The sequence below is a fragment of the Armatimonadota bacterium genome (assembly GCA_016869025.1).
Taxonomy (GTDB): Bacteria; Sysuimicrobiota; Sysuimicrobiia; order Sysuimicrobiales; family Humicultoraceae; genus VGFA01.
Genome location: VGFA01000007.1, coordinates 16,429 through 37,930 on the forward strand (window position 1 = coordinate 16,429; position 21,502 = coordinate 37,930).

The following is a 21,502-nucleotide window of genomic DNA, read 5'->3' on the forward strand; positions in this document are numbered from 1 at the left end:
ATTCTATCGATCCCCGGCGAAATCGGCAAGACACTCCTTTGGGCGGTTTTCGCCGGGACTACCAGCCCTTGATCCACATCTCCTCGTCCTCGAACACTTTCTCATCCTCGGCCCGGGCTTCTTCGGCGTCCATCTCGATCATCCGCCCGGGATTCTCCGCGCCGAGCACCTCCTTGTAGAACTCGTGCTGGATGAGGAGGCTCATGATCTCGTTGGTCCCGGTCCAGATCTGGATGAGGCGGGTGTCCCGTATCATCTTCTCGAGGGGGAAGACGTTGGTGTATCCGATCCCCCCGACGATCTGCATGGCGAGATTGGTCACCTCCCAGGCCGTATCCGTGGCGAACTTCTTGGCCTCGCTCACCATGCGCCGGGCAGTCGGCAGTCCTTGATCCACGGTTCGGGCCGCGGCCTGCGTGAGCGCCCGGGCCGCGTCGAGCTTTGTGATGGCATCGGCGACTTTGAAGCTCACTCCTTGAAAGGCGCGAATCTTCTGGCCGAAGGCCATGCGCCGGTTGCTGTACCGGACGGCGACCTCCAGGGCGGCACGGGCCATGCCCAAGGATCCGCCGGCCGAGGTCATCCGCTCGGGGATCATCATCTGGTTGAAGATGGCAGCCCCCTGGTTGAGCCCGCCCACCAGGTTTGCTTCGGGCACTTTCACGTCCCGGAACAGCAGTCGGCCTGTACCGCCTCCTCGGGTTCCCATGAGTTTGTACAGGTACTTGGCCTCCACGCCCGGGCGGTCCCGTTCGATCAGGATCAGGCTGATGCGCTCGTGGGGCTTCCCGGTTGGATTAGTGTTGCAGTATACGAGGAAGAAGTCCGCGGACGCCGCTCCGACGACGAAGCGCTTCTGTCCCCTCACCTTGAAGGCCCGGTTCTTCAACTCGGCCGTCGTCGTGGCGCCGAAGAAGTCGGATCCTCCCCGAGGTTCTGTCAGAGCCTCAGCAGAGACGAGATCGCCTTTCAGCATGGGCTTCAGGAATTTCTCTTTCTGCTCCTCAGTCCCGAAGCGTACCAGCGCCTCTCCCACGATGGACGGCATAGAGAAGGCGCAACCGAGCGAGGTCCCCAGGACTCCGATCTCCTCGTGCGCAGCGATCTCCGCGGTCCAGCCGAGGCCCCGGCCACCATACTCTCTTGGGAAACGCAGGCCCAGGAGGTTCCGGTCTCCCAGCGCCTTCACGTACTCCCTGGGATACGTGATCTCGTCGCGGTCCATCCTTTGCAGCAACTCTGAGGAGACTCCATGCCTCACGAACTCGCGGATCTCCTGGCGGAGAGCCTTTTCTTCTTCGTTCAGGAAGACGTCCTGAAGCATGGTTCACCTCCGATCATGCTTCACCACGGCGTCGCCACAGCCAGGGCAAGCCGGGCCAGCCGCCTCATCTTGTCTGGCGATACGCGTCGCTCCGGTGGTCACCAACGCGGACGCGGTACAGGTGCTCCCCACCAGCCAGTTTGACCGACTGGCGCGGAAGCGGTTCTGCGGATAGTGCCTCGATCTTCGCCCAGAGACGCTTGGCGAGCGGCTTTGGAAGAAGGCGAAGGTCCTTCTCGGCGGATGGATTCAGGGCGACACTAAAGGATGCCATCTCGCTTGAGCTGGCGCTTGACCTCACCGAGGCCGACAGGCTTCTCCATGCGCCGCTCAGCCACAGTGGCCAAGTCGTGGAGATCCTCCATCAGCTTCTGATAGCGACGGAAGGACAGGACCACGCCGGTCCTTCTGCCGTTCTCATCTACTATGAACTGCTCTCTTTGGGCGGCCATGCTTCACCTTCAGGCAGGGAGCTCGCTCGCGCTCACGTCGCCATCATACGGTAGGCCACATGGTTCCTGCTGGGATGCGTAGATCTGTGCCCAGGGAGATGCCCCAGCCAATCTCGAAGCATCATTATGGCCCCCTGCGCGGGCGGCCGACGAGGAAGAGGAGGAACAACGCCATGGCAGAGACGCGCAAGCGCCCGGCCCGCCGGTCCTGGGCCGAGCCGTGGAAGGTCAAGGTGGTAGAGCCGGTCAGGTGGACCAGCCGCGAGCAGCGCGAGCGGGCCATGAGCGAAGCCGGATTCAATACCTTCCTGCTGCGCTCGGAGGACGTCTACATCGACCTGCTCACCGACAGCGGCACGTCGGCGATGAGCGACTACCAGTGGGCCGGGATGATGCTGGGCGACGAGTCCTACGCCGGGAGCAGGAACTTCTACCACCTGGAGGCCGCCATCCAGAAGCACTACGGCTACGCCCACGTCGTGCCCACCCACCAGGGCAGGGGAGCCGAGCACATCCTCTCCAGGATGCTCATCAAGCCCGGCGATTTCGTCCCGGGCAACATGTACTTCACCACGACCCGTCTGCACCAGGAGCTGGCCGGGGGCACGTTCGTGGACGTGATCATTGACGAGGCCCACGACCCGCGGGCGTGGCTACCCTTCAAGGGCAACGTGGACCTGAACAAGCTGGAGGCCCTCATCGAGAAGGTCGGCGCAGACAAGATCCCGTACGTCAGCCTGGCGGCGACCGTGAACATGGCCGGCGGCCAGCCGGTCTCGATGCAGAACGCGCGTGAGCTGCGCTCGCTCTGCGACCGCTACGGCATCCGCGTCATGCTGGACGCGACCCGCGCCGTGGAGAACGCCTACTTCATCCAGCAGCGTGACGAGAACTACCGCGGGGCACCCGTGGCCGCGATCCTCAGGGAGTTCTGCTCCTACACCGACGGCTGCACCATGAGCGGCAAGAAGGACAGTCTGGTGAACATCGGCGGATGGCTGGCGTTGAACGACCCGGCGCTCTTCGACGAGGCCCGCAACATGGTCGTGGTATATGAGGGGCTGCACACCTACGGCGGGATGTCCGGGCGCGACATGGAGGCCATGGCCCGGGGCATCGAGGAGTCGGTGCAGGACGACCACATCCGGGCGCGCGTGGGCCAGGTGGAGTATCTGGGGATGAAGATGCTGGAGTGGAGCATCCCGATCGTGGAGCCGATCGGAGGCCACGCGATCTACCTGGACGCCGCGAGATTCTACCCGCACATTCCCCAGGACCAGTTCCCGGCGCAGACACTGGCCGCGGAGCTCTACCTGGACTCCGGGGTGCGGAGCATGGAGCGGGGCGTGGTCTCAGCGGGCCGCGACCCGGTCACGGGCGATCACCGCTATCCGAAGCTGGAACTGGTACGACTGACCATCCCCCGCCGCGTGTACACGCAGGCCCACATGGACGTGGTGGCCGAGTCGGTTGACGCAGTCTTCGAGGAGGGGAGGAAGACCGGGGGCCTGCGGATGGTCTACGAGCCGAAGTACCTGCGCTTCTTTCAGGCGCGGTTCGAGCGGTTGTGAGGAGCCCGGGTTAGCCTCTTCCGCCGGGCCAGCGGGTTAGCGCCACGCCGGTGATCGTGACCGCGGCGCCGATCAGGTGGCGCAGGCCGAAAGGTTCGTTCAGAATCGCGACCGCGATCCACACTCCCAGAACCGGGATCAGGTAGGAGTACGCGGCGACCCGGGTTGGGCCGATCCGGCGGATGCCCTCGTACCAGAACAGGTATCCGAGCGAACCCGCGCCCAGGGCCGCGTACGCGAGCTGGCTCCAGGCCGCGGGCGAGAGCGCCCACGACTGCCGCGCCAGGTCGGGAAACCCTACCGCCAGCAGCAGGATCGTGCCGAAGGTCATGGAGGCGGCCATGACCGGCAGCGTGCTGTAGCGTCGGTACAGCGGCAGCACGGTGATCGGCGTCACCGCGTAGGACGCGGCGCCAAGCAGCGTAAGGACGTCGCCCTTCAGATGCCCTGCCGATAACCCGCCGCTGGCGGAGACGAGCACGGCCACCCCACCCAACGCCAGGAGCACTCCCAGTGCCTGCCTGGGAGTGATTCGATCGGCCCGCGTCGCTGCCGCCAGGAGGAGCGTCATCACAGGGGCCGTGTTAGTGATGAGAACGGAGTTGCTCGCAGTCGTGTAGCCCAGTCCGACCCCGAAGAAGGCCTGGTATAGAGTGACATTGCACACGCCGAGCGCCGCGATGCGCGGGAAGTCACGGCGCGCGAATGACAGCGGCTCCCTGCGTAGCGTGGCTATCAACAACAGCCCGAGCGAGGCGATCGCGAAGCGCGTCGCGGCAAAGGAAAGGGGCGTGAACTCGGCGTAGGCGGACTTGATGACGGTGAACGACGCGGCCCACAGCACCACCGTCGTGAGCACCAGCAGGTCGCCCAACCCGAAGGGCCTGCGCTCGTGGCTCACGGGCGTCCGGTCCGCCGGGCGGTCCAGGTTCCATCGCCGGCCTGACCGAACGAGTATGTCCCCTCGGCCGCGCCCCCGGACACGGACCCGTCGAACGTCAACGCGACCAGCCCGCCGCGCAGCACGCCCCACCGTACCCGCCGGCCTTCCACGACGCCGTCTATCCGGGCCTGGGGCAGCCAGTCCAGACTCAGCTCGATAGTTCCCTTGATCACCTTGCGGCGCTGCTGGATCACGACGCGGAACGTCCCGCGGGATTGCGGGTCGGCACCGATCCAGATCCCTTCCCAGGTCCCTGCGACGTTGACGGGCCGGGGGCCGCACCCGGCTACGATCAGCGCTCCCGCGAGGATGGCCAAGAAGACGGCCGCGAGCACGATGGCCGTCGCGCCGGAGGCCGTCGCCGACGAGGTCGTCGCGCCGGGCAGCTTACACACGCCGGGCTTTCAGGAAGTCGAACTTCCCGGCCCGCACCGCACCTAGATATTGCCGGCAGAACTCGTCCTGGCCCAGCAGCATCTGCGCCGTGGCCATGTTGGCCATCATCCGCCGGTCGAGCGGGTCGAGGATGAACGCGTCCATCCCGTGCGCCAGGCACAGGACCAGGAACACCTGGTTGATCTGGGCGCGGTGGGGCAGGCCGAACGAGACGTTGCTCAGCCCGCAGATCGTGCGGACCTCGGGGAAGCGCTTCTTGATGAGGTCCAGCGCCTCTAGGAATACACTCACGCAACCGCTGTCCGTGGCGATCGGGAAGATGAGCGGGTCTATATAGATGTCCTGCGGCGGGATTCCGGCCCCGGTCAGTCCCTCGACCAGGGTCGTGGCCAGCGCCAGTTTGCCCTCGGCCGTTGTGGGAATCCCGCTGTCATCCATGCACAGGGCCACGACCTCGGGCCGGAACTCCCGGACCACCGGCAGGAAGCCGCTCCAGCGCTCGTGCTCCAGGTTGATCGAGTCCAGCATGGCCTTGTCCCGGACTACCTCCAGACCGCGCCGCAGCGCCATCGGGTTCGGACTGTCCACGCTGATCCGCGCGTCGCAGGCCTCCTGGATCGTCTGGATCGCCCAGGCCAGGCACTCGACCTCGCCCTCCATCAACGTGGCGCAGTTGACGTCCACCAGGTGCGCGCCGGCCTCAACCTGCCGTCGGGCCAGATCCACGATGGCGCCGCCGTCCCGCGCCTCCAGCAGCGGCTGGATCTGCCTGCGGGTCGAGTTGATCAGTTCACCGACGATCAGCATGGTTGCCTCCTCTGTTCCCTTTGCCCTGCGAACCGAACTGCCAGGTCCACGCCGTCCTGCGCGGTCTCGCCGTAGCCGTCGGCCTGGATCTTGTCGCAGAACGCCTGCGTCACCGGACTGCCGCCTATCAGGATCGCGTGCCGGTCGCGTATCCCCTGGGTCACGAACAACTCGACCACCTCGCGCATCGAGGGCATCGTGGTGGTCATCAGCGCAGATAGGCCGACGATCTGGGCTCCAGTCTCCTGGGCCTTCTCGACGAACCTGCCGGGGTGCACGTTGACGCCCAGGTTGTGGACCTCGAAGCCGGCCACCTTCAGTAGGGTGGCGAACAGGTCCTTGCCGATCGAGTGGACGTCGCCCTTGACAGTGCCGATAACCGCGACCCCCTGCCTGGCCCGGTTCTCGCCCAAGCCCACGAGGGCGGGCTCGATCATCTCCAGTGCACTGAGGAACACCTTGGCCGCCAGCATCAGCTCGGGGAGGAAGACCTCCATCGCCTGGAACTTCTCACCGATGGCCTTGATGCCGCGCGACAGGCCGCCGTCCACCAGTTCCAGCGGCGGAATGCCGGCCTCGAGCGCCTGCGCCACCAGCGCCCGGGCGCCGTCCTCGTCGTAGGTCAGGATCGCCTGCTTGAGCGCGTCCAGGATCTCCGTCCGGTCCATCAGGTTCCTCCGCCAGTGCCTGACGCCTACCTCTTCCGGTACACCTCTCCGCGGTGGCCAATCTTCACGACCAGCACGCTCTTGCCGCCGTCGTCCACACTGTAGATTACGCGGTAGTCACCAACACGCAGGCGCAGGAAACCGCCTTCCGCGGCCAGGGCTCTTACGCCGCGAGGCCGGGGATTGCCGGCAAGCCCGTCGAGATGATGGCCGATGCGTTGCTGGACCGCCCTGGGAAGCGCCGAAAGCTCGCGCACGGCCGAGGGCAACAGGTCGACCCTGTAGGAGGCCACAGCGGCTCACAGTCCCAGGTCGGCCTTGACCTTCTTCCAGGGAATCCGCTTTCGGTTCTTCGGGTCCGCGAGCGCCTTTCGCGCTTCCGACAGATCCAGCGCATCCTCCAGTTGCTCCAGGAGCGTTAGGTCCTCTATGGGGACCAGCGCCGCCAGATCCTTTCCCCTACGACCGAGGACCACGCGCTCCTTTCCATACGCCGTCCGGTTGACCACGGACGCGAAGTCCTTGCGGGCTGCGGTGGTTGTCAGTCGCGCCATAGCTGTTCCTCACAGACATCAGCGCTATGCACGTTCCGTACGTAACGTACATTAGGGACATTAGATCTGTTTGTCAATCGCCGGTGTAGGCGCAGGTCTTACCGAACGCGCCACCTGCGGACCGCGGCCGCGATCTGCCGGATGTGCGCCGGCGTGCTCCCACAGCAGGCGCCCACGATGCGGGCCCCTGCGTCGAGAATCGCGGGATACCCCGCGGCCATCTCGTCGGGCGGCATATCGTAGACCGTGCGGTCGTCCACCAGACGGGGGAGGCCGGCATTGGGGTACGCGGCGAGCGGCCGGGTCGTGGCCTCGCGCATCTCCCTGATGATGACCGCGGCGCGGTCAGGGCCGCCTTCGCCGCAGTTGCAGCCGACGATGTCCGCGCCGGCGTCGGTCAGGAACCGGGCCGCCTCCGCGGGCGAGGAGCCCCAGAGGGTCCGGTCAATGCCCTTCTCGCGGCCGTACTTGAAGAACATCGTGCACATGACCGGTAGGTCCGTCACCTCCTTGGCCGCGCGGATCGCGATCAGGGCTTCTTCGGGGACCATCATCGTCTCTATCGCCAGCAGGTCCGCGCCGGCCTCTGCCAGCGCGACCGCCTGCTCGGTGAAATTGGCGTGGAACTCCTCCAGCGGAACGTCGCCCAACGGCTCGACGGTGTCCGGGAGATGGCCTGTAGGGCCGATCGAGCCGGCCACGTACTTCCCCGGTGGGCAGACCGATCGCGCGATCTCCACCGCCCGGCGGTTCAGATCGCGGGCGCGGTCCGCCAGGCCGTAGGCCGCCAGCTTGAGCCGCGTGCCGCCGAAGGTGTTGGTCTCCACGACTTCGCTGCCGGCCTCCAGGTAGGCCAGGTGGATCTCCCGGATGGCATCGGGCCGTGTCTCGTTCCACAGCTCGGGGCAGCCCCCGTCCTGCAGTCCGGCCTCGAACAGCATGGTGCCCATTGCGCCGTCGAGGATCAGCACCTCGGTGCGCAGCCGTTCCAGTAACTCCTGTCCCCTCGACGCCATTGGCCCGCTCACTCCTTCCTACCCATGCCTTCTCCCATGCCGTCTGGAGGCGGGAACGCTACGGCTTCCAGGAACACCTCCTGAAACTCGGGGTGCGCGGCCAGCGAAACGTGCTGGATCCTGGCTGCCAGCTCATCCGCCCTCCGTCGCTCCGTCTCCGAGACCAGTGCCATCTGTGCGCCCAGTCCGGCGGCGTTGCCGACATAGCTGATCCGATCGAGCGGCATCGCAGGGATCAGGCCGATGCGGATCGCGCTGCGCACATTGAGGTAGTTGCCGAACCCGCCCGCCAGCATCAGCTCGGCTATCCTGCCTTCCGACGTTCCGCTTATCCGCTCCAGCATGGTGATCGCGCTGCGGATCGCGCCCTTGGCGAGCTGCACCTGACGGACGTCCGCCTGGGTCAGCACGATGTCCTCTCCTGAGGCGGTCTCGTCGCCCCGAGCCAGCACGAACGCCGGCGCCTCGCCTGAGGTCGAGACGACCCGCCGGCGGAGCGCATCAGGTACCGAGGCCGACGGATCGGGATGCAACCGCCCGGACGCGTCCAGGATGCCCGCATCCAGCATGCCGGCGACCGCATCGAGGATGCCGGATCCGCACACGCCGAGCGGCGCGCCGCCGCCGATTGTGTGGTAGGCGACATCGCTCCCGAGATGAACCTGGTCTACGGCGCCGCGCGCCCCCCGCATGCCGCAGTGGATCTGTCCGCCCTCCAGCGCCGGGCCGGCCGGCGCCGAGCAGGCGATCAGGCCGTCGGGCAATCCCAGGACCACCTCGCCGTTGGTGCCGATGTCCGCGGCGATCCGGGGTTCGGTACTCGTGTAGAGGCGTGTGGACAGGACCATGCCGACCGCGTCGGCGCCCACGAACCCGGCGACGATGGGCAGCAGGAAGACCGGGACCTGCGGGTCCAGCCGCAGGCCGGCCTCGTGCGCACGCAGGCGCATGCTGCTGCGGACCACCGGCGTGTACGGCGCCTGCCCCACGGGCGTGGGATCAATGCCCAGGAACAGGTGGTGCATCACGGTGTTGCCCACGATCACGGTCTTGTAGATGGCGTCACGGTTGATGCCCGCATCCGAGCAGAGTTCCTCGATCTGCCCGTTGAGGAGCCGGACGATCCTTGTCTGGAGAGCACGCACGTTGGATGGGTTCTCCTGCGCGAACGCAATGCGGGATATCAGGTCGCCTCCGAACGCGGCCTGGGGATTCAGGCCGGAGGCGGTCGCGACGACCGTACCGCCGGGCAGGTCCACCAGGTAGCCCACGACCGTGGTGGTCCCGATGTCGAACGCCAGCCCAAAGGCAGGGCTCTGCTCCACGCCGGAGTCGAGAAGGAAGCCCGCCGCCGACCGCAGTGCCCGCGTGTCGGACATGATCTGGAAGGCGACCTCTTTCAGGATAGGGGCAACCAGGACCGTCAGCGGCTCGCCGATCTCGGCCTGGCACGCCAGGCGAAAGCGCTCTCGCACTTCGTCTTCGCCGAGCTGGACCCGGTCGGCCAACGTAGGCGGTGGGACCGCGCCCGCGACCACTTGGACCCGGCAGCTCCGGCACCGGCCGCGCGCGCCGCAGGTGGCCACGATCTCCAGACCCGCCTGCCGCGCCGCGGCCAGGATCGTGGTGCCCCTGGGCACCTCCGTGGTCCGCCCGTCCGGCTCGAACCTGACCGTGATCATCGCGCCACCGTGATCATCGCGCCACCGTGATCATCGTGCCACCGTCATCATCGCGCGGCCACGGGGACCAAACCGTAGAGCCCTGAGGCGGACTTGAGGGGCAGCATCACGCAGGCCTCGGTCAGCAGCACCGACACACCGGCGCCGTCGAACGCAGAGAACAGGACGCGCTGTTGCTCCAGGCCCCAGTCTCCGAAGCCGGGCGCCATCCGCCCGGTCAGCCGCAGCCCCTGCGCACGGCACTCGGCGGCCAGGCGACGCCTGATGTCCTTAATGAGAATCTCTATCACTACCCACCCCGCGGTGTCCAGCAACAACCCTTCCACAAACTGCCCGTCGCGGACCATCTCCTGCGCGCGCCGCTCCAGTTCCGACCCGACGGTGAGGAGCACGATCGCGACCTCTACCGCCTGGGCGAGCCGGCGCGCCAGCGCGCGGCTGTGGAAGGCGAGGCCACCGGCAAGCAGCACGCCGCCTGCGGTCTCAACCCGGGTGAGCCGCCCGCGTGCCAGCCACGCCCGTGGTTCCACCAGCGTTTCGGCCAGCGCGGCCATCCGCGCAGAGGTCTCCCGCACGACCGGCGAGACCGCCTCGATCCTCCGGTACTTCTGCAGCCTCAGGATGAGGCCCGGATCCACGCGGGGCCGGGCCAGGGTGATCTGCTCGACCATCCGGTGCGCGCCTGTTGTGCCTCGTGATGAAGCGGCGTATCCTTCCAGCGGTTCGACCCACCGCCGCGTTCTCCTACCCCAGGGATCGTTCCCGCGGTTCGGCAGGCTTCCCTCGCGACCACGTCGCAGGAGGTGGGCGCCTTGTCAGCCAAGATGTCATAGTAGGAAGGACCGGCAACCTGACTCGGGCGGGAAAGGGGCGAGAAGAATGAAGGGTAACGAGAAGATGCTATCGGCGCTGAACCAACTCCTGGCTGACGAACTCACCGCCATCAGCCAGTACATGGTGCACTCGGAGATGTGCGCCAACTGGGGATACGAGAAGCTTCACAAGGCCATCGAGGCCCGGGCGGTGGACGAGATGCACCACGCCGAGTGGCTCATCCAGCGCATCCTATTCCTGGACGGCACGCCGATCGTATCGAAGCTCAATCCCATGAGGATCGGCCCGACCGTGCCCGAGATGATCAAGTTCGACCAGGAGGCCGAGATTGACGCGGTGGCTGCCTACAACAAAGCCATCGCGCTGGCGCGCGAGGTAGGTGACAATGCCAGCGTTGACCTGTTGACCCGCATCCTCAAGATGGAAGAGGACCACGAGGATTGGGCGGAAGTGCAGAACGCTCAGATCGAGCAGATGGGCCTGGCGAACTACCTGACCAACCAGACCTAGGACGCTGCGACGGGTTAGTCTGTGCGGGCCAACTCAAGGACGCAGTCGCTGGGCGAGGAGATCGCAAACAGCGTCAGCCACGGCGTGGGCGCGCTGGCAGCGGCCGTAGCCGCTCCATTCCTGATTGTTTCCGCGGTTCGAAGCGGGGATGGCCTAGGAATAGTAGGCGCGAGTATCTTCGCGACCACGATGCTGCTGCTTTACCTGATGTCCACGCTATACCACTCGCTGGCGAAGGGGCGGGCCAAGCGCGTGTTTCAGATCTTGGATCACTGCGCGATCTTCCTTCTGATCGCCGGCACCTACACGCCGTTCACCCTCGGTGCGTTGCGGGGTACGTGGGGCTGGACGCTGCTCGGGCTCGTGTGGGGCATAGCGATCACGGGCATCGTGCTCAAGGCGGTGTGCGGGGTGAGGTACCCGGTCCTGTCGATAGCGCTCTATCTGGGGATGGGATGGCTGATCGTCATCGCGGCTAAGCCCCTCTGGACCCATCTGCCGCTACCCGGCCTGCTGTGGCTCGTGGCCGGCGGCGTGGCGTACACGGCGGGCGTCGGATTCCTGGCAGCGGAGCGGGTTCGCTACGGCCACTTCGTCTGGCACCTGTACGTTCTCACGGGTACGGCCTGTCACTTCGTCGCAGTGCTGAGGTACGCGGGCTAGCATGCCCGCGGGCGCTCCCAGTGAGACGTGAGGACAAGGAAATCCCGAATAGAGACCTGATCGACAAGGTCATTGCGCAGGCCCAGGTCTGCAGGTTGGGGCTGTGCAAAGACAATATGCCCTATGTTGTTCCCGTGTCCTTCGGCTATGACGGTGCCTTCATCTACTTTCACTCGGCCAGGGAGGGCATGAAGCTGGACTACCTGGCTTCCAACAACAGGGTCTGCTTTGAGTTGGAGCACGATGTTAGGGTCATCCCAAGTTCCGGTGAAGCCTGCGAATGGTCCTTCTCCTTCTACAGCGTGATCGGGTTTGGCACGGTTGAGGAGATAGTGGATCCCCAGGGCAAGGCCGATGCGCTGAGCCAGATAATGAGGCACTACTCCGGCAGGGAGTGGAGCCTCAACGAGCGGTCGCTCGAGAAGACGCGGTTGTGGCGCATCTCGATTGAGCGGATCACGGGCAAGCGATCTAAGGACAAGAATCGTGGAGTCGCGGAGATTCGTCGCGCCGGGGAGTAAGGACTCGGGGGACCGCAAGAGCTCCGGCACTTGGGTGGAGGGCAAGCGTTGCGCAGGGCGGGCGCGTGTTTCGGTTGAAGGCATTTATGTTAGGCGACCCTCTGGAGCCATCTTCTCCCATGGAAGACGAACAGTTCTGGGTCCGGCTTGACGAATTCGTGGCGTCGCACCGCATTCGGGTCGATCGGCCGAAGGGGCTATCATATCCTGAGGAGCCAGATCTTGTGTATCCGCTGGACTATGGCTTTCTGGAGGGCACTCTCTCCGGCGATGGTGCCGAGGTCGATGTCTGGGTTGGAAGCCTTTCCGGGGGTACTGTCACCGGCCTTCTTGTAACGGTAGATGAGAAGAAGCATGACGCTGAACTGAAAGTTCTTGTGGGTTGCACAAGGGAGGAAGCAAGGCAGGTCCTTGCCATCCACAACTGCGGGATGCAATCGGCCATCCTGGTGCAGCGCGCAACCTGACCACGCATGATGTGGAGAGCGAAACGATTCTATCGTAGCGGTGCCCGATGCGTCTCGTGCTTTGTCATGCTCGTTGGTCCGCAGGCTCGAAACAGCCCCCACAACAACTGGCTGAAGCTGGCCCGGCAGGCTAGCGCTCAGGCGCGTCTCTCAGTGCTCGCAGTCTCACTTTGGAGTGAAGGAGGCAGCTTAGCTCGAGGCCGTCAGGCAAGCTACTCATGGCGAAGGGGGAATCTCATTGAAAGCGAGAATGCTGCAGCGGCTGGAGCAGCGTGGGTATGCGGGGAGTGTCGCATCAATCCAGCACCTTCATGACCTGCGGCGGGACATCGAGGCGAACTATGGCAGCGGCTCATTCGAGGAACAGTTCTATCAGGAACGCCTGACTGGATTTGCCTTCAGTCCTCCCGAGAGCCTGTTAGAGGCTCGGTCTCTGATCGTGGTGGCCGTAAGGCAGCCTCAGGTGCGCTTCACCTTTGCCTGGAAAGGCGAGCCCGTACCGATCATTGTGCCACCCACGTACATACACTGGCGAGAGACCGACCGGCAAGTTCAAGAGACCTTGGCCGAGATCCTCGGTCCAGAAGGGTATCAGGTAGGTGAGGCAGTGTTGCCGAAGAAGCCGCTTGCAGCGCACAGTGGGCTGGCGGCGTATGGCAAGAACAACATCACCTACGTTGCCGGGATGGGGAGTTTTCATCGGTTGGTGGCCTTCTACTCTGATCTGCCATGTGAGGAAGGGAACTGGCAGGAATCAAGGATGGTGGAACGGTGTGAAGGCTGCCGTGCCTGCATAAGGCAATGTCCGTCGGGCGCGATCAGCGCAGATCGCTTTCTGCTGCACGCGGAACGGTGTATCGCGTTCCATAATGAGAGGCCCGGCGAAGTTCCCTTTCCGGCGTGGTTGGAGGCTTCGTGGCATGATTGTCTGGTGGGTTGCATGCAATGCCAAAGGGTCTGCCCGGAGAACAAAGAGTTCGTGGGGTGGGTTGAGGAGGGAGCGCAATTCTCATTGGAGGAGACGGCGCTCCTTGTGGCCGGGACACCACTTGAGCAACTGCCCGCCAGGATGGTGAAGAAGCTGGAGGAGTGCGGCCTGTTGGACATGGTTGATATTCTTCCGCGCAACTTGAGGGTTCTGCTCGAGAGGATGGGGTAGTGATCACGGCGAATTATCTATGAATTTCCCGCCCGGTCCGCGCGTGCTCCTCCCAGATGGACGCCGGAATCCGATCTCCGAACTGCTCGAACAGCGTCCGCTGCTCCTCCAGCTCCTGCAGCCAGCCCTCCCGGTCGTAGCTCAGAGCTTCCGCCACCGCGCTGTGGGGGGCCTCCGGGCCACCCAGCTCCAGGCCGGTCAGGTCCAGGTCGTCAGGTGACGGGATCAAACCCACAGGGGTTTCGATGGCCCTGGCCTTACGCTTGATTCGCTCGACGATCCACTTGAGGACGCGCACGTTCTCGCAGTACCCGGGCCAGAGAAACCGTCCATCGGCGCCGCGGCGGAACCAGTTGATACGGAAAATCCTTGGGGGCACTGCCAGACGCCTGCCCATCTCCAGCCAGTGGGCGAAGTAATCCCCCATGTTGTAGCCGCAGAACGGCAGCATCGCCATGGGATCGCGGCGCACCACACCCACCTTGCCGGTGGCCGCCGCCGTGGTCTCGGTTCCCATCGAGGCACCCATGTAAACGCCGTGCTGCCAGTCGAACGCCTCGAAGACGAGCGGGACATCGCGCGATCGCCGCGCTCCGAAGATGATGCCCGAGATCGGCACCCCCTTTGGATCCTCCCATCGGGGCGAGATGGTGGGGCACTGCCGCAGGTAGGCGGTGAACCTGGAGTTTGGATGGGCGGCGGGGCCGGCTTCGGGTTGCCACGGCCGGCCCTGCCAGTCCAGCAGGCCCGCGGGCGGCGCGTCGCTCGTCCCCTCCCACCAGGGCTCTCCGCCCGGGGACACGGCCACATTGGTAAAGAGGGCGTTACGGCGTATCATCTCCAGCGCGCTGGGGTTCGTATTGATGTTTGTCCCCGGCGCTACCCCGAACGACCCTTGCTCGGGGTTGATCGCCCACAACTGCCCCTTGTCGTCCACGTTCAGCCAGGCGATGTCGTCGCCGAGCGTCCACACCCTGTAGCCGGGAAGCGCCGATTGCACCATCGCCAGGTTGGTTTTGCCGGACGCGCTGGGCATGGCCGCCGCCAGGTAGGTCACCTCGCCTGACGGATCCTCGAGCCCGAGGATCAACATGTGCTCGGCCATCCAGCCCTCCTGCCGGGCCTGCCAGGAGGCGATGCGCAGCGAATGGCACTTCTTCGCCAGGATGGCGTTTCCGCCGTACCCGGTGCCGACGCTCCAGATGAGCCGCTCCTGTGGGAAGTGCATGATGAACCGCCGCTCCGGGGAGAGATCCGCCAGGGAGTGCAGGCCGGCGACGAAGTCCTCGGGGGTGCGCAGGTGCTCCAGCGCCACGCGTCCCGCCCTGGTCATTATGTGCATGCTGGCCGTTACGTAGGCGCTGTCGCTGACCATGATGCCGACCCTGCTGTAGGGTGATCCCACCGGCCCCATCAGGTAGGGGATGACGTACATGGTCCGGCCCCGCATGCTTCCATTGAAGAGCGCTCCCACTCTCTCCTCGGCCTCGGCAGGGGTCATCCAGTTGTTGGTTGGGCCGGCGTCCTCACGCCGCGGGGTGCAGACATAGGTCAGGTGCTCGGTGCGGGCCACGTCCTGTGGATGGCTCCGGTGGAGGTAGCAGTTGGGATAGGTGAACTGGTTCAGGCGGTGCAGGGTGGCGTCGCGGAGCATCGCATCAACAAGGCGCTCGAACTCCTCTTCTGAGCCCCCGTGCCAGACCACGCGATCGGGATGGCACCGTCGTGCCGCCTCGTCCACCCATTGCTCTGCCACCGAAGTTGCGGCCATCTAGATCCAGCCTCCTCGTTTATCAGAACCGTTCCATCCGCCAGCCTTCTTCGCGCAGGACGGCGGTCGTGGAGCACCCTGCCTCGCGCAACATCGCCTCTGCCTCGGCGTAGAAGGCGGCGACGTGCTCGGGCTGATGGGCGTCGGCGGTTACGACCAGGGGGATTGCCATCTCCACGCAGCGCCGGACGATCCATGGGCTTGGATGTGGCGCCGCCGGCGAGCAGCGCCATCCCGACGTGTTGACCTCCACGATCAGGCCTGCCTTCGCGCAGGCCCGCAGCGTGGTCTCCACCTCGTCCCTGTACCACCCCTCGTCCTCTCTGAAGTAGCGTCCATCGCCATTCCATCTCTTTATGTGGTCTAGATGCGCCAGGATCGCCACGCGGCCCCACTCTGCCAGCTGCCGCGCACGCCTGTAGTATTCGGCAACCAGCGCCCGGGCATCGCCACCGAATATCTCGCGCAGCCCCTGCTCGAACTCCTGCCGTGTGTAGTCGAAGGCCCAGGGTACCCCTGCCGCGTCGTGCCCGAGGAAGTGGACGCCGCCGATCAGGAACTCGAACCGGAATGGGGCCACGATCTCCCACAGAGGCGCCGCATGCTCAGGGATGAAGTCGAACTCCATTCCCAGGTGCACGCGCAGCCGCCCGGCGTAGGACTTCCGAAGCCGCTCGACCTCGGCGCAGTATGCCGGCAAGTCCTCGGCCCGCAGGGCGAAGTCGTTAGCAAAGGTCAGCGGTGAGTGACTGGAGATCCCCACCGCCTCCAGACCGGCGCCGATGGCCGCGTCCACGTACTCCGCGATCTCGCCTTCCCCGTCGCAGTAGCGGTTGTGGGTGTGGTAGCTGGTCGTCAACATGCCCGGTCTCATCGGCCCCTCCGGCCGCTAGCGCCGCTCCTCTGGCGGCCGGACGTTGCGAAACATGCGAAAGAGAAGCAGGTCGTAGATGATCTTAAGCCCGCCTCCCAGAAAGAACGGCACGCCCAGTCCGACCACCTGCATCGCCACGCCGGCCGCGATCGGTGTCGTGGCCTGGGCCAGGTTGCGCGCGATGTTCGTCACCCCGGCCGCGGCCACCCGTTCCTCGGGATCCACCACGGCCACGACGTAGGACTGGCGCGTGGGGACGTCCATCTGGGAGAGGGCGTGGCGGGCCAGGATCAGGCCGATCGCCCACGGCAGCGAAGGCGCCAGCGGGATGGCCATCAGCAGCACGTTGGAGGGCAGGTGCGTGAACACCATCGTGTTGATCAGGCCGATGCGCTCGGCGACCCGCGCCGCGGCCAGGAACGAGGCGGCCTGCAGCAGGCCGACGCCCAGGAAGATCGGGCCGAGGATCTCCGGCCCTGCTCCCCAGCGCAGGTTGAAGTAGTAGGCGATCAGACTCTGCACCACGAACCCGCCGCCGAGCGAGTCCAGACTGAACAGCGCCGCCAGCTTCAGGACAATTCCGCGTGAGCGCCGCAGGCCGTATCCTGACGCGCTGCCTACCACGACCTCTACGCGGCCGCTGAGCCGCTTGAACAGCCACAGCGCAACGCAGGCGAACGCGGCATAGGCCAGGAACATCGTCCGAAACGACATCCTGGGATCCATGCCCAGGACCTGCTGCAGCAGAACCGGTGTGCCGGCGGCCAGCGCGCCCAGGGAACCGGCCAGCGCGCCCACCATGTTGTACAGTGAGAACAGCCGCGTCCGGTGCTCCTGCGCGGTCGTCTGGGGCAGCATCGCCTGCTCGAGCGAGAGAAAGGGGCCGACCTCGCCCGATGTCGCTCCCACCGTGCCGGTCAGCGATGCTAGGATGAGAAGCGGGTACCAGGTGCTGAACGCGAACGCCGCGCCGCTGCCGGCCATGAAGACCGCGCTGATCTGCAGCATCCTGCGCCGACCGTACCTGTCGGCGGTCCCGGCAAACAGCGCGGTAAGCGCGGCCGATCCCAACAGGGTCGCGGTCAGCACCGCGCCTACCTGCCAGGGCGCAAAGCCCGCTTCCTTGAGGTAGACTCCCAGCAACACCGACTGGAACCCGTAGGCGAACGTCCGAACCGCGCGTGCGCCCAGGATAATCCGGCCGTCTATCGAGATCCAGGAGGAAGCAGGCAGGTCTCGGGCAGAACTCACCATGCCAGGTAGCTTCGGCGGAACACCGAGGCAACCCTACGCTGAGGTGGTTGTTGCGATGAGTTCACGGCGGCGAATAGGAATCCTGACCGGGGGAGGGGACTGCCCGGGGCTGAACGCCGTCATCCGGGCCGTGGTGCTGTCCGCTGCCGTCGGGATGGGCTGGGAGGTACTGGGCATCGAGGACGGGTTCGACGGACTGCTGCACGATAGGATCCGGCCGCTGGAGGGTGACGACGTGCGCGGCATCCTGACGCAGGGCGGCACGATCCTCGGTACCACCAACCGCGGGAACCCCTTTGCCTGGCCGGTCGAGCGCGACGGGCGGCGGGAGGTCATTGACGCGTCCCGCACGGTGCTGAAGCGAGTGGAAACCCTCCGGCTGGACGCGCTGCTCGTCATCGGAGGCGACGGCACCCTGCACATCGCCGACGCGCTGCACCGGATGGGCGCGCCCATCGTCGGCATTCCCAAGACCATTGACAACGACATCTCCGCCACGGACGTGACGTTCGGATTCGACACCGCGCGGCTCACGGCGACCGAGGCGATTGACAAGCTCCACACGACCGCTGAGAGTCACCACAGGATCATGGTCGTGGAGACGATGGGCCGCAACGCCGGATGGCTCCCATTGGAGTCTGGGATTGCCGGGGGCGCGAACTCGGTGTTGATACCGGAGATCCCATTCCGTCTCGAGGTCGTCGCCCAGGCGATCGAGGAGCGGGCGGCCCGGGGGCGGCGGTTCTCGATCGTTGTGGTGTCCGAGGGAGCCGTCCAGGTCGGCGGGGCGCAGGTCGTTGTAGAGGAGGGCGGCCCGGGTAGGCTGCCCAGGCTCGGCGGGATAGGACAGCAGGTCGCAAATGCCCTCGCCGACATGACCGGTCGAGAGACCCGGTGCACGGTGCTGGGGCATCTCCAGAGGGGCGGGAGCCCCACCCCATCCGACCGGCTCCTGGCCACGCGGTTCGGGGTGCGCGCGGTCGAGTGTGTCATGGAGGGACGCCTGGGTCAGATGGTCGCGCTGCGCGGTCCTTCGGTTGTCGCGGTGCCAATCTCAGAGGCGATCGCCGAGCCCAAGCGGGTGGCCCCGGACGGCGAGATGGCCCGCACGGCGCGCGAGTTGGGGATCTCGCTGGGGAGCGAAGGATGACGGCTCGGAGTGAGGGCTGGCGGCCTGGAGGTGTGGGCCAGGAGGTGCGCGGATGAAGATTGCGGTGCTGACCGGCGGAGGTGACGCGCCTGGGTTGAACGCGGCGATTCGTGCGATAACCAGGCGGGCACTCGAGGGGAACCACGAGGTCATCGGGATCCGCAAGGGCTGGTTGGGCCTGCTTGAAGGGGACGTCTTCCCCCTGACACGGGACAGCGTCTCGGGTATTCTGCCGCGCGGCGGGACCATCCTCGGTACCTCGCGCACGAACCCGTTCAAGGCCGAGGGCGGCGAGGGGCGCCTGCTGCGGACGATTGAGCGGTTGGGAATTGACGCCATCATCGCCATCGGCGGTGACGACACCCTGGGCGTGGCCCTCAAGCTCTTCCAGATGGGCGCCAGGGTGGTCGGGGTTCCCAAGACCATGGACAACGACGTTCCCGGAACCGACTACACGATCGGTTTCGATACGGCCGTGAACATCGTGATGGACGCCTGCGACCGTCTGCATACAACGGCGGAGGCCCATCACCGCGTGATGATAGTCGAGGTCATGGGACGCGATGCCGGCTGGGTGGCCGGGGTCGGCGGCCTATCCGGCGGTGCCGATGTGATTCTCGTGCCAGAGGTCCCGTTCACGATCGAGGACGTGTGCGAGATCGTACGCCGGCGTCACGCGCGCGGCAGGACCTTCAGCATCGTTGTCGTCGCCGAAGGGGCCAGGCCGACCGATTTCGGTATGCAGGTCACACAGGATGCCCGCGTGGACGAGTTCGGCCACGTGCGCCTGGGCGGGATAGGAGCCCTGCTGGCGCGCGAGGTCGAGGCGCAAACCGGCTACGAGACGCGCGTGACCGTGCTGGGCCACCTACAGAGGGGTGGATCACCTACTGTGTTCGACAGGATACTTGCGACCCGCTACGGCGTGGCCGCGGTTGAAGCGGTGGAGGCCGGGCACTTCGGCGTAATGGTCGCCCTGCGCGGGACAAAGATCACCACCGTAGGCCTGGAGGAGGCGCTATCCGGCACCAGCCCGTTCGACCCGGAGCTGTACCGGCTCACGCGGCTGTTCCACTAGGCAGGAGGGGCTCTCGGCCGATCGCGGACGCCGGCGATCGCACGTTGTTGCCCTGCGCTATTTGACGAGCCGGCGCCGCATCAGCACGACCGGCAGCGGGAACATCGCCACGGTGACTGTCAGGATCCATGCGAGGTCCGTCGCATGGTGTGCTTCCAGGGTTCCCAATGCCAGCGCCCGGCTGAGGCTGACGACGTGGGAGAGCGGCGTGAACCAGGCCGCGGTCCGGACCCAGGCCGGCAGGGCGTCAAGGGGAAAGAAGACGCCGCTGAACATGAACATCGGCGTGATGAACAGGGCGAAGTAGAAAGTGAAGTAGTCTATGCTGGGGTTGGCCGCGGTGAAGGTCATTGCTATGACCGAGAACATCAATCCCGACAGGAGGAACAGCACCGGTATCAGCAGGGCAAGCGGTGACCGCACTGTGCCGAACAGCGCTATCACCGCCAGGAACACCGTCCCGTAGAGCACGCTCCGGGTCGCTCCCCACCAGATCTCGCCGATCACCACGTCCTCGACCCCCAGCGGGGTCGTGATGACCGCGTCGTAGGCCTTCTCGTAGTACATCTGCACGTAGGCGTTGTAGGTGCACTCGAAGGTGGCCCCGAACATCGCCGCGGTCGCCACCAGCCCGGTGGCGACGAACGTGAGATAGGGAAGCCCGCCGACAGTGCTGAGGTACGCGCCGATTCCAAACCCCATCGCCAGCAGGTAGATCACCGGTTCCAGGAAGTTCACCGCTACGGACTCCGGGAAGATGCGCCTGAAGATGTAGGCGTTGCGCTGCCAGAACCGGAACGCGCCTCGGGGCGAGAAGAACAGAAGCGAGTATGCGCCCAGCGCGCGCGGCGCCATCAGTTGCGGCTTCATCAGTCGCGGAGCCTCCTGCCGGTGAGCCGCAGGAACGCGTCCTCTAGCGTGGCGCGGCGCAGCGTTGCGGACTCGAGCACGACGCCGTCTTCTCGAATGCGACGCAGCAGGGCCTCGCCATCGTGCGTGGGGATCACCAGAAGGTCGCCGTATACCTCATGTGTCTCTGCCAGGTCGCCTGCGATGCCGAGTACCCGCTCCAGGGTGCCCTGTTCCTGCCACTCGGTGTCGGTAGCCCTCAGTTCAACCACCTCGCGGCCTGCGTGGGCGGCTATCAGGTCGGCCGGGGAGCCCTCGGTGACGATGCGGCCCTGGTCCATGATGGCGATGCGATCGCACAGCGCCGCGGCCTCCTCCATGTAGTGAGTGGTGAGGATCTGGGTGACGCCCGTGCGCTTGAGCTGCCGCAGTTTCTCCCATGCCAGCTGCCTCGCCTGCGGGTCGAGTCCGGTTGTCGGCTCGTCGAGGACGAGCAGCTCGGGCTGCGGCACGAGCGCCCGCGCCACCATCAGCCGCCGCTTCATGCCGCCGCTCAAGTACTCAACCCTGTCCCCGGCGCGGTCGGTGAGCGACACGAACTCCAGGAGATCGTCGGCCCGGCGCCTGGCCAATCCCCACGGGATGTCGAAGTAGCGCGCGAAGATCACGAGGTTCTCGCGTACGGTCAGCGCCGTGTCCAACGTGTTGTCCTGGGTGACAACGCCCAGCCGTGCCTTGATCGCGCGCGGGTGCGTGCGCACGTCCATGCCTAGCACCCGCAGGTCGCCCGAGGTCGGAGGCAGCACGCAGTATACCATCTTCATGGTGGTGGTCTTGCCGGCGCCGTTTGGACCCAAGAAGCCGAAGCACTCACCGGGGCGGACATCGAACGAGATGCCGTCCACGGCGGCCAGGTCGCCGAAGCGTTTCAGCAGGGCGCGCGCAGCAACGGTGGGCAT

The 21,502-nt window shown here is 65.8% G+C and carries 23 protein-coding genes; 8 read left to right on the top strand and 15 right to left on the bottom strand.

Features of this window, described 5'->3' with window-relative positions:
- Positions 1–58 precede the first annotated feature (58 nt).
- Positions 59–1,324 carry an acyl-CoA dehydrogenase gene (locus tag FJX73_05715; GenBank protein ID MBM3470272.1) on the bottom strand — a complete coding sequence of 422 codons (1,266 nt, stop codon included), beginning with the start codon at positions 1,322–1,324 and terminating at the stop codon, positions 59–61.
- 260 nt (positions 1,325–1,584) lie between these two features.
- On the bottom strand, positions 1,585–1,776 hold the full coding sequence (locus tag FJX73_05720) for a hypothetical protein (GenBank protein ID MBM3470273.1): 192 nt from the start codon (positions 1,774–1,776) through the stop codon (positions 1,585–1,587).
- Between the two features lie 173 nt (positions 1,777–1,949).
- Here FJX73_05720 and FJX73_05725 point away from each other — a divergent pair, with 173 nt between their 5' ends.
- Entirely contained in the window at positions 1,950–3,347 is a 1,398-nt protein-coding gene (locus tag FJX73_05725; GenBank protein ID MBM3470274.1) for a tyrosine phenol-lyase, read from the top strand.
- Between the two features lie 10 nt (positions 3,348–3,357).
- Here the strand turns inward: FJX73_05725 and FJX73_05730 are convergent, their stop codons facing one another.
- The 8 genes from FJX73_05730 to FJX73_05765 all read right to left on the bottom strand — a co-directional run bounded on the left by FJX73_05730 (position 3,358) and on the right by FJX73_05765 (position 10,084).
- The gene (locus tag FJX73_05730) at positions 3,358–4,572 is read right to left on the bottom strand and encodes a DMT family transporter (protein MBM3470275.1); all 1,215 of its coding nucleotides are present in this window, start codon (positions 4,570–4,572) and stop codon (positions 3,358–3,360) included.
- 105 nt (positions 4,573–4,677) lie between these two features.
- Positions 4,678–5,493: a methyltetrahydrofolate cobalamin methyltransferase gene (locus tag FJX73_05735; protein MBM3470276.1), complete on the bottom strand. Its 816-nt coding sequence runs from the start codon at positions 5,491–5,493 to the stop codon at positions 4,678–4,680.
- Complete coding sequence (locus FJX73_05740) at positions 5,487–6,161, bottom strand: hypothetical protein (GenBank protein ID MBM3470277.1); 675 nt, start codon at positions 6,159–6,161, stop codon at positions 5,487–5,489. The genes FJX73_05735 and FJX73_05740 overlap by 7 nt, the downstream gene beginning before the upstream one ends.
- Before the next feature lie 26 nt (positions 6,162–6,187).
- On the bottom strand, positions 6,188–6,454 hold the full coding sequence (locus FJX73_05745) for a type II toxin-antitoxin system RelE/ParE family toxin (protein ID MBM3470278.1): 267 nt from the start codon (positions 6,452–6,454) through the stop codon (positions 6,188–6,190).
- A 6-nt stretch (positions 6,455–6,460) separates the two neighbouring features.
- On the bottom strand, positions 6,461–6,715 hold the full coding sequence (locus FJX73_05750; GenBank protein MBM3470279.1) for a type II toxin-antitoxin system Phd/YefM family antitoxin: 255 nt from the start codon (positions 6,713–6,715) through the stop codon (positions 6,461–6,463).
- Positions 6,716–6,813: 98 nt separating this feature from the next.
- The gene (locus tag FJX73_05755; protein ID MBM3470280.1) at positions 6,814–7,731 is read right to left on the bottom strand and encodes a hypothetical protein; all 918 of its coding nucleotides are present in this window, start codon (positions 7,729–7,731) and stop codon (positions 6,814–6,816) included.
- Between the two features lie 8 nt (positions 7,732–7,739).
- Positions 7,740–9,413, bottom strand: a complete 1,674-nt coding sequence (locus tag FJX73_05760; protein MBM3470281.1) for a DUF4445 domain-containing protein — start codon at positions 9,411–9,413, stop codon at positions 7,740–7,742.
- A 47-nt stretch (positions 9,414–9,460) separates the two neighbouring features.
- A complete protein-coding gene (locus tag FJX73_05765) occupies positions 9,461–10,084 on the bottom strand; it encodes a hypothetical protein (protein ID MBM3470282.1) in 624 nt (207 codons plus the stop codon).
- A 208-nt stretch (positions 10,085–10,292) separates the two neighbouring features.
- Here FJX73_05765 and bfr point away from each other — a divergent pair, with 208 nt between their 5' ends.
- The 5 genes from bfr to FJX73_05790 all read left to right on the top strand — a co-directional run bounded on the left by bfr (position 10,293) and on the right by FJX73_05790 (position 13,567).
- Positions 10,293–10,757 (top strand): bacterioferritin, encoded by a 465-nt coding sequence (gene bfr, locus FJX73_05770; GenBank protein ID MBM3470283.1) that lies wholly within the window; start codon positions 10,293–10,295, stop codon positions 10,755–10,757.
- A 21-nt stretch (positions 10,758–10,778) separates the two neighbouring features.
- On the top strand, positions 10,779–11,420 hold the full coding sequence (locus FJX73_05775; protein MBM3470284.1) for a hemolysin III family protein: 642 nt from the start codon (positions 10,779–10,781) through the stop codon (positions 11,418–11,420).
- Positions 11,273–11,941 (top strand): pyridoxamine 5'-phosphate oxidase family protein, encoded by a 669-nt coding sequence (locus FJX73_05780; GenBank protein ID MBM3470285.1) that lies wholly within the window; start codon positions 11,273–11,275, stop codon positions 11,939–11,941. Before FJX73_05775 ends, FJX73_05780 begins: the two co-directional genes overlap by 148 nt.
- A gap of 119 nt (positions 11,942–12,060) precedes the next feature.
- A complete protein-coding gene (locus FJX73_05785) occupies positions 12,061–12,408 on the top strand; it encodes an inorganic pyrophosphatase (protein MBM3470286.1) in 348 nt (115 codons plus the stop codon).
- A gap of 238 nt (positions 12,409–12,646) precedes the next feature.
- On the top strand, positions 12,647–13,567 hold the full coding sequence (locus FJX73_05790) for a hypothetical protein (protein ID MBM3470287.1): 921 nt from the start codon (positions 12,647–12,649) through the stop codon (positions 13,565–13,567).
- A 13-nt stretch (positions 13,568–13,580) separates the two neighbouring features.
- Here the strand turns inward: FJX73_05790 and FJX73_05795 are convergent, their stop codons facing one another.
- The 3 genes from FJX73_05795 to FJX73_05805 are packed head-to-tail and all read right to left on the bottom strand — an operon-like array spanning position 13,581 to position 17,466.
- The gene (locus FJX73_05795) at positions 13,581–15,338 is read right to left on the bottom strand and encodes a phosphoenolpyruvate carboxykinase (GTP) (GenBank protein MBM3470288.1); all 1,758 of its coding nucleotides are present in this window, start codon (positions 15,336–15,338) and stop codon (positions 13,581–13,583) included.
- Between the two features lie 22 nt (positions 15,339–15,360).
- Positions 15,361–16,212 carry a histidinol-phosphatase gene (locus tag FJX73_05800; protein MBM3470289.1) on the bottom strand — a complete coding sequence of 284 codons (852 nt, stop codon included), beginning with the start codon at positions 16,210–16,212 and terminating at the stop codon, positions 15,361–15,363.
- A gap of 15 nt (positions 16,213–16,227) precedes the next feature.
- Positions 16,228–17,466: an MFS transporter gene (locus FJX73_05805; protein MBM3470290.1), complete on the bottom strand. Its 1,239-nt coding sequence runs from the start codon at positions 17,464–17,466 to the stop codon at positions 16,228–16,230.
- Positions 17,467–17,521: 55 nt separating this feature from the next.
- Here FJX73_05805 and FJX73_05810 point away from each other — a divergent pair, with 55 nt between their 5' ends.
- Both FJX73_05810 and FJX73_05815 read left to right on the top strand, forming a co-directional pair.
- Positions 17,522–18,616 (top strand): 6-phosphofructokinase, encoded by a 1,095-nt coding sequence (locus FJX73_05810; protein ID MBM3470291.1) that lies wholly within the window; start codon positions 17,522–17,524, stop codon positions 18,614–18,616.
- A 52-nt stretch (positions 18,617–18,668) separates the two neighbouring features.
- A complete protein-coding gene (locus FJX73_05815) occupies positions 18,669–19,694 on the top strand; it encodes a 6-phosphofructokinase (GenBank protein MBM3470292.1) in 1,026 nt (341 codons plus the stop codon).
- Between the two features lie 57 nt (positions 19,695–19,751).
- On the opposite strand, the gene FJX73_05820 is transcribed toward FJX73_05815, so the two are convergent.
- Positions 19,752–20,564, bottom strand: a complete 813-nt coding sequence (locus FJX73_05820; protein ID MBM3470293.1) for an ABC transporter permease — start codon at positions 20,562–20,564, stop codon at positions 19,752–19,754.
- Positions 20,564–21,502 (bottom strand): ABC transporter ATP-binding protein, encoded by a 939-nt coding sequence (locus FJX73_05825; GenBank protein ID MBM3470294.1) that lies wholly within the window; start codon positions 21,500–21,502, stop codon positions 20,564–20,566. Before FJX73_05825 ends, FJX73_05820 begins: the two co-directional genes overlap by 1 nt.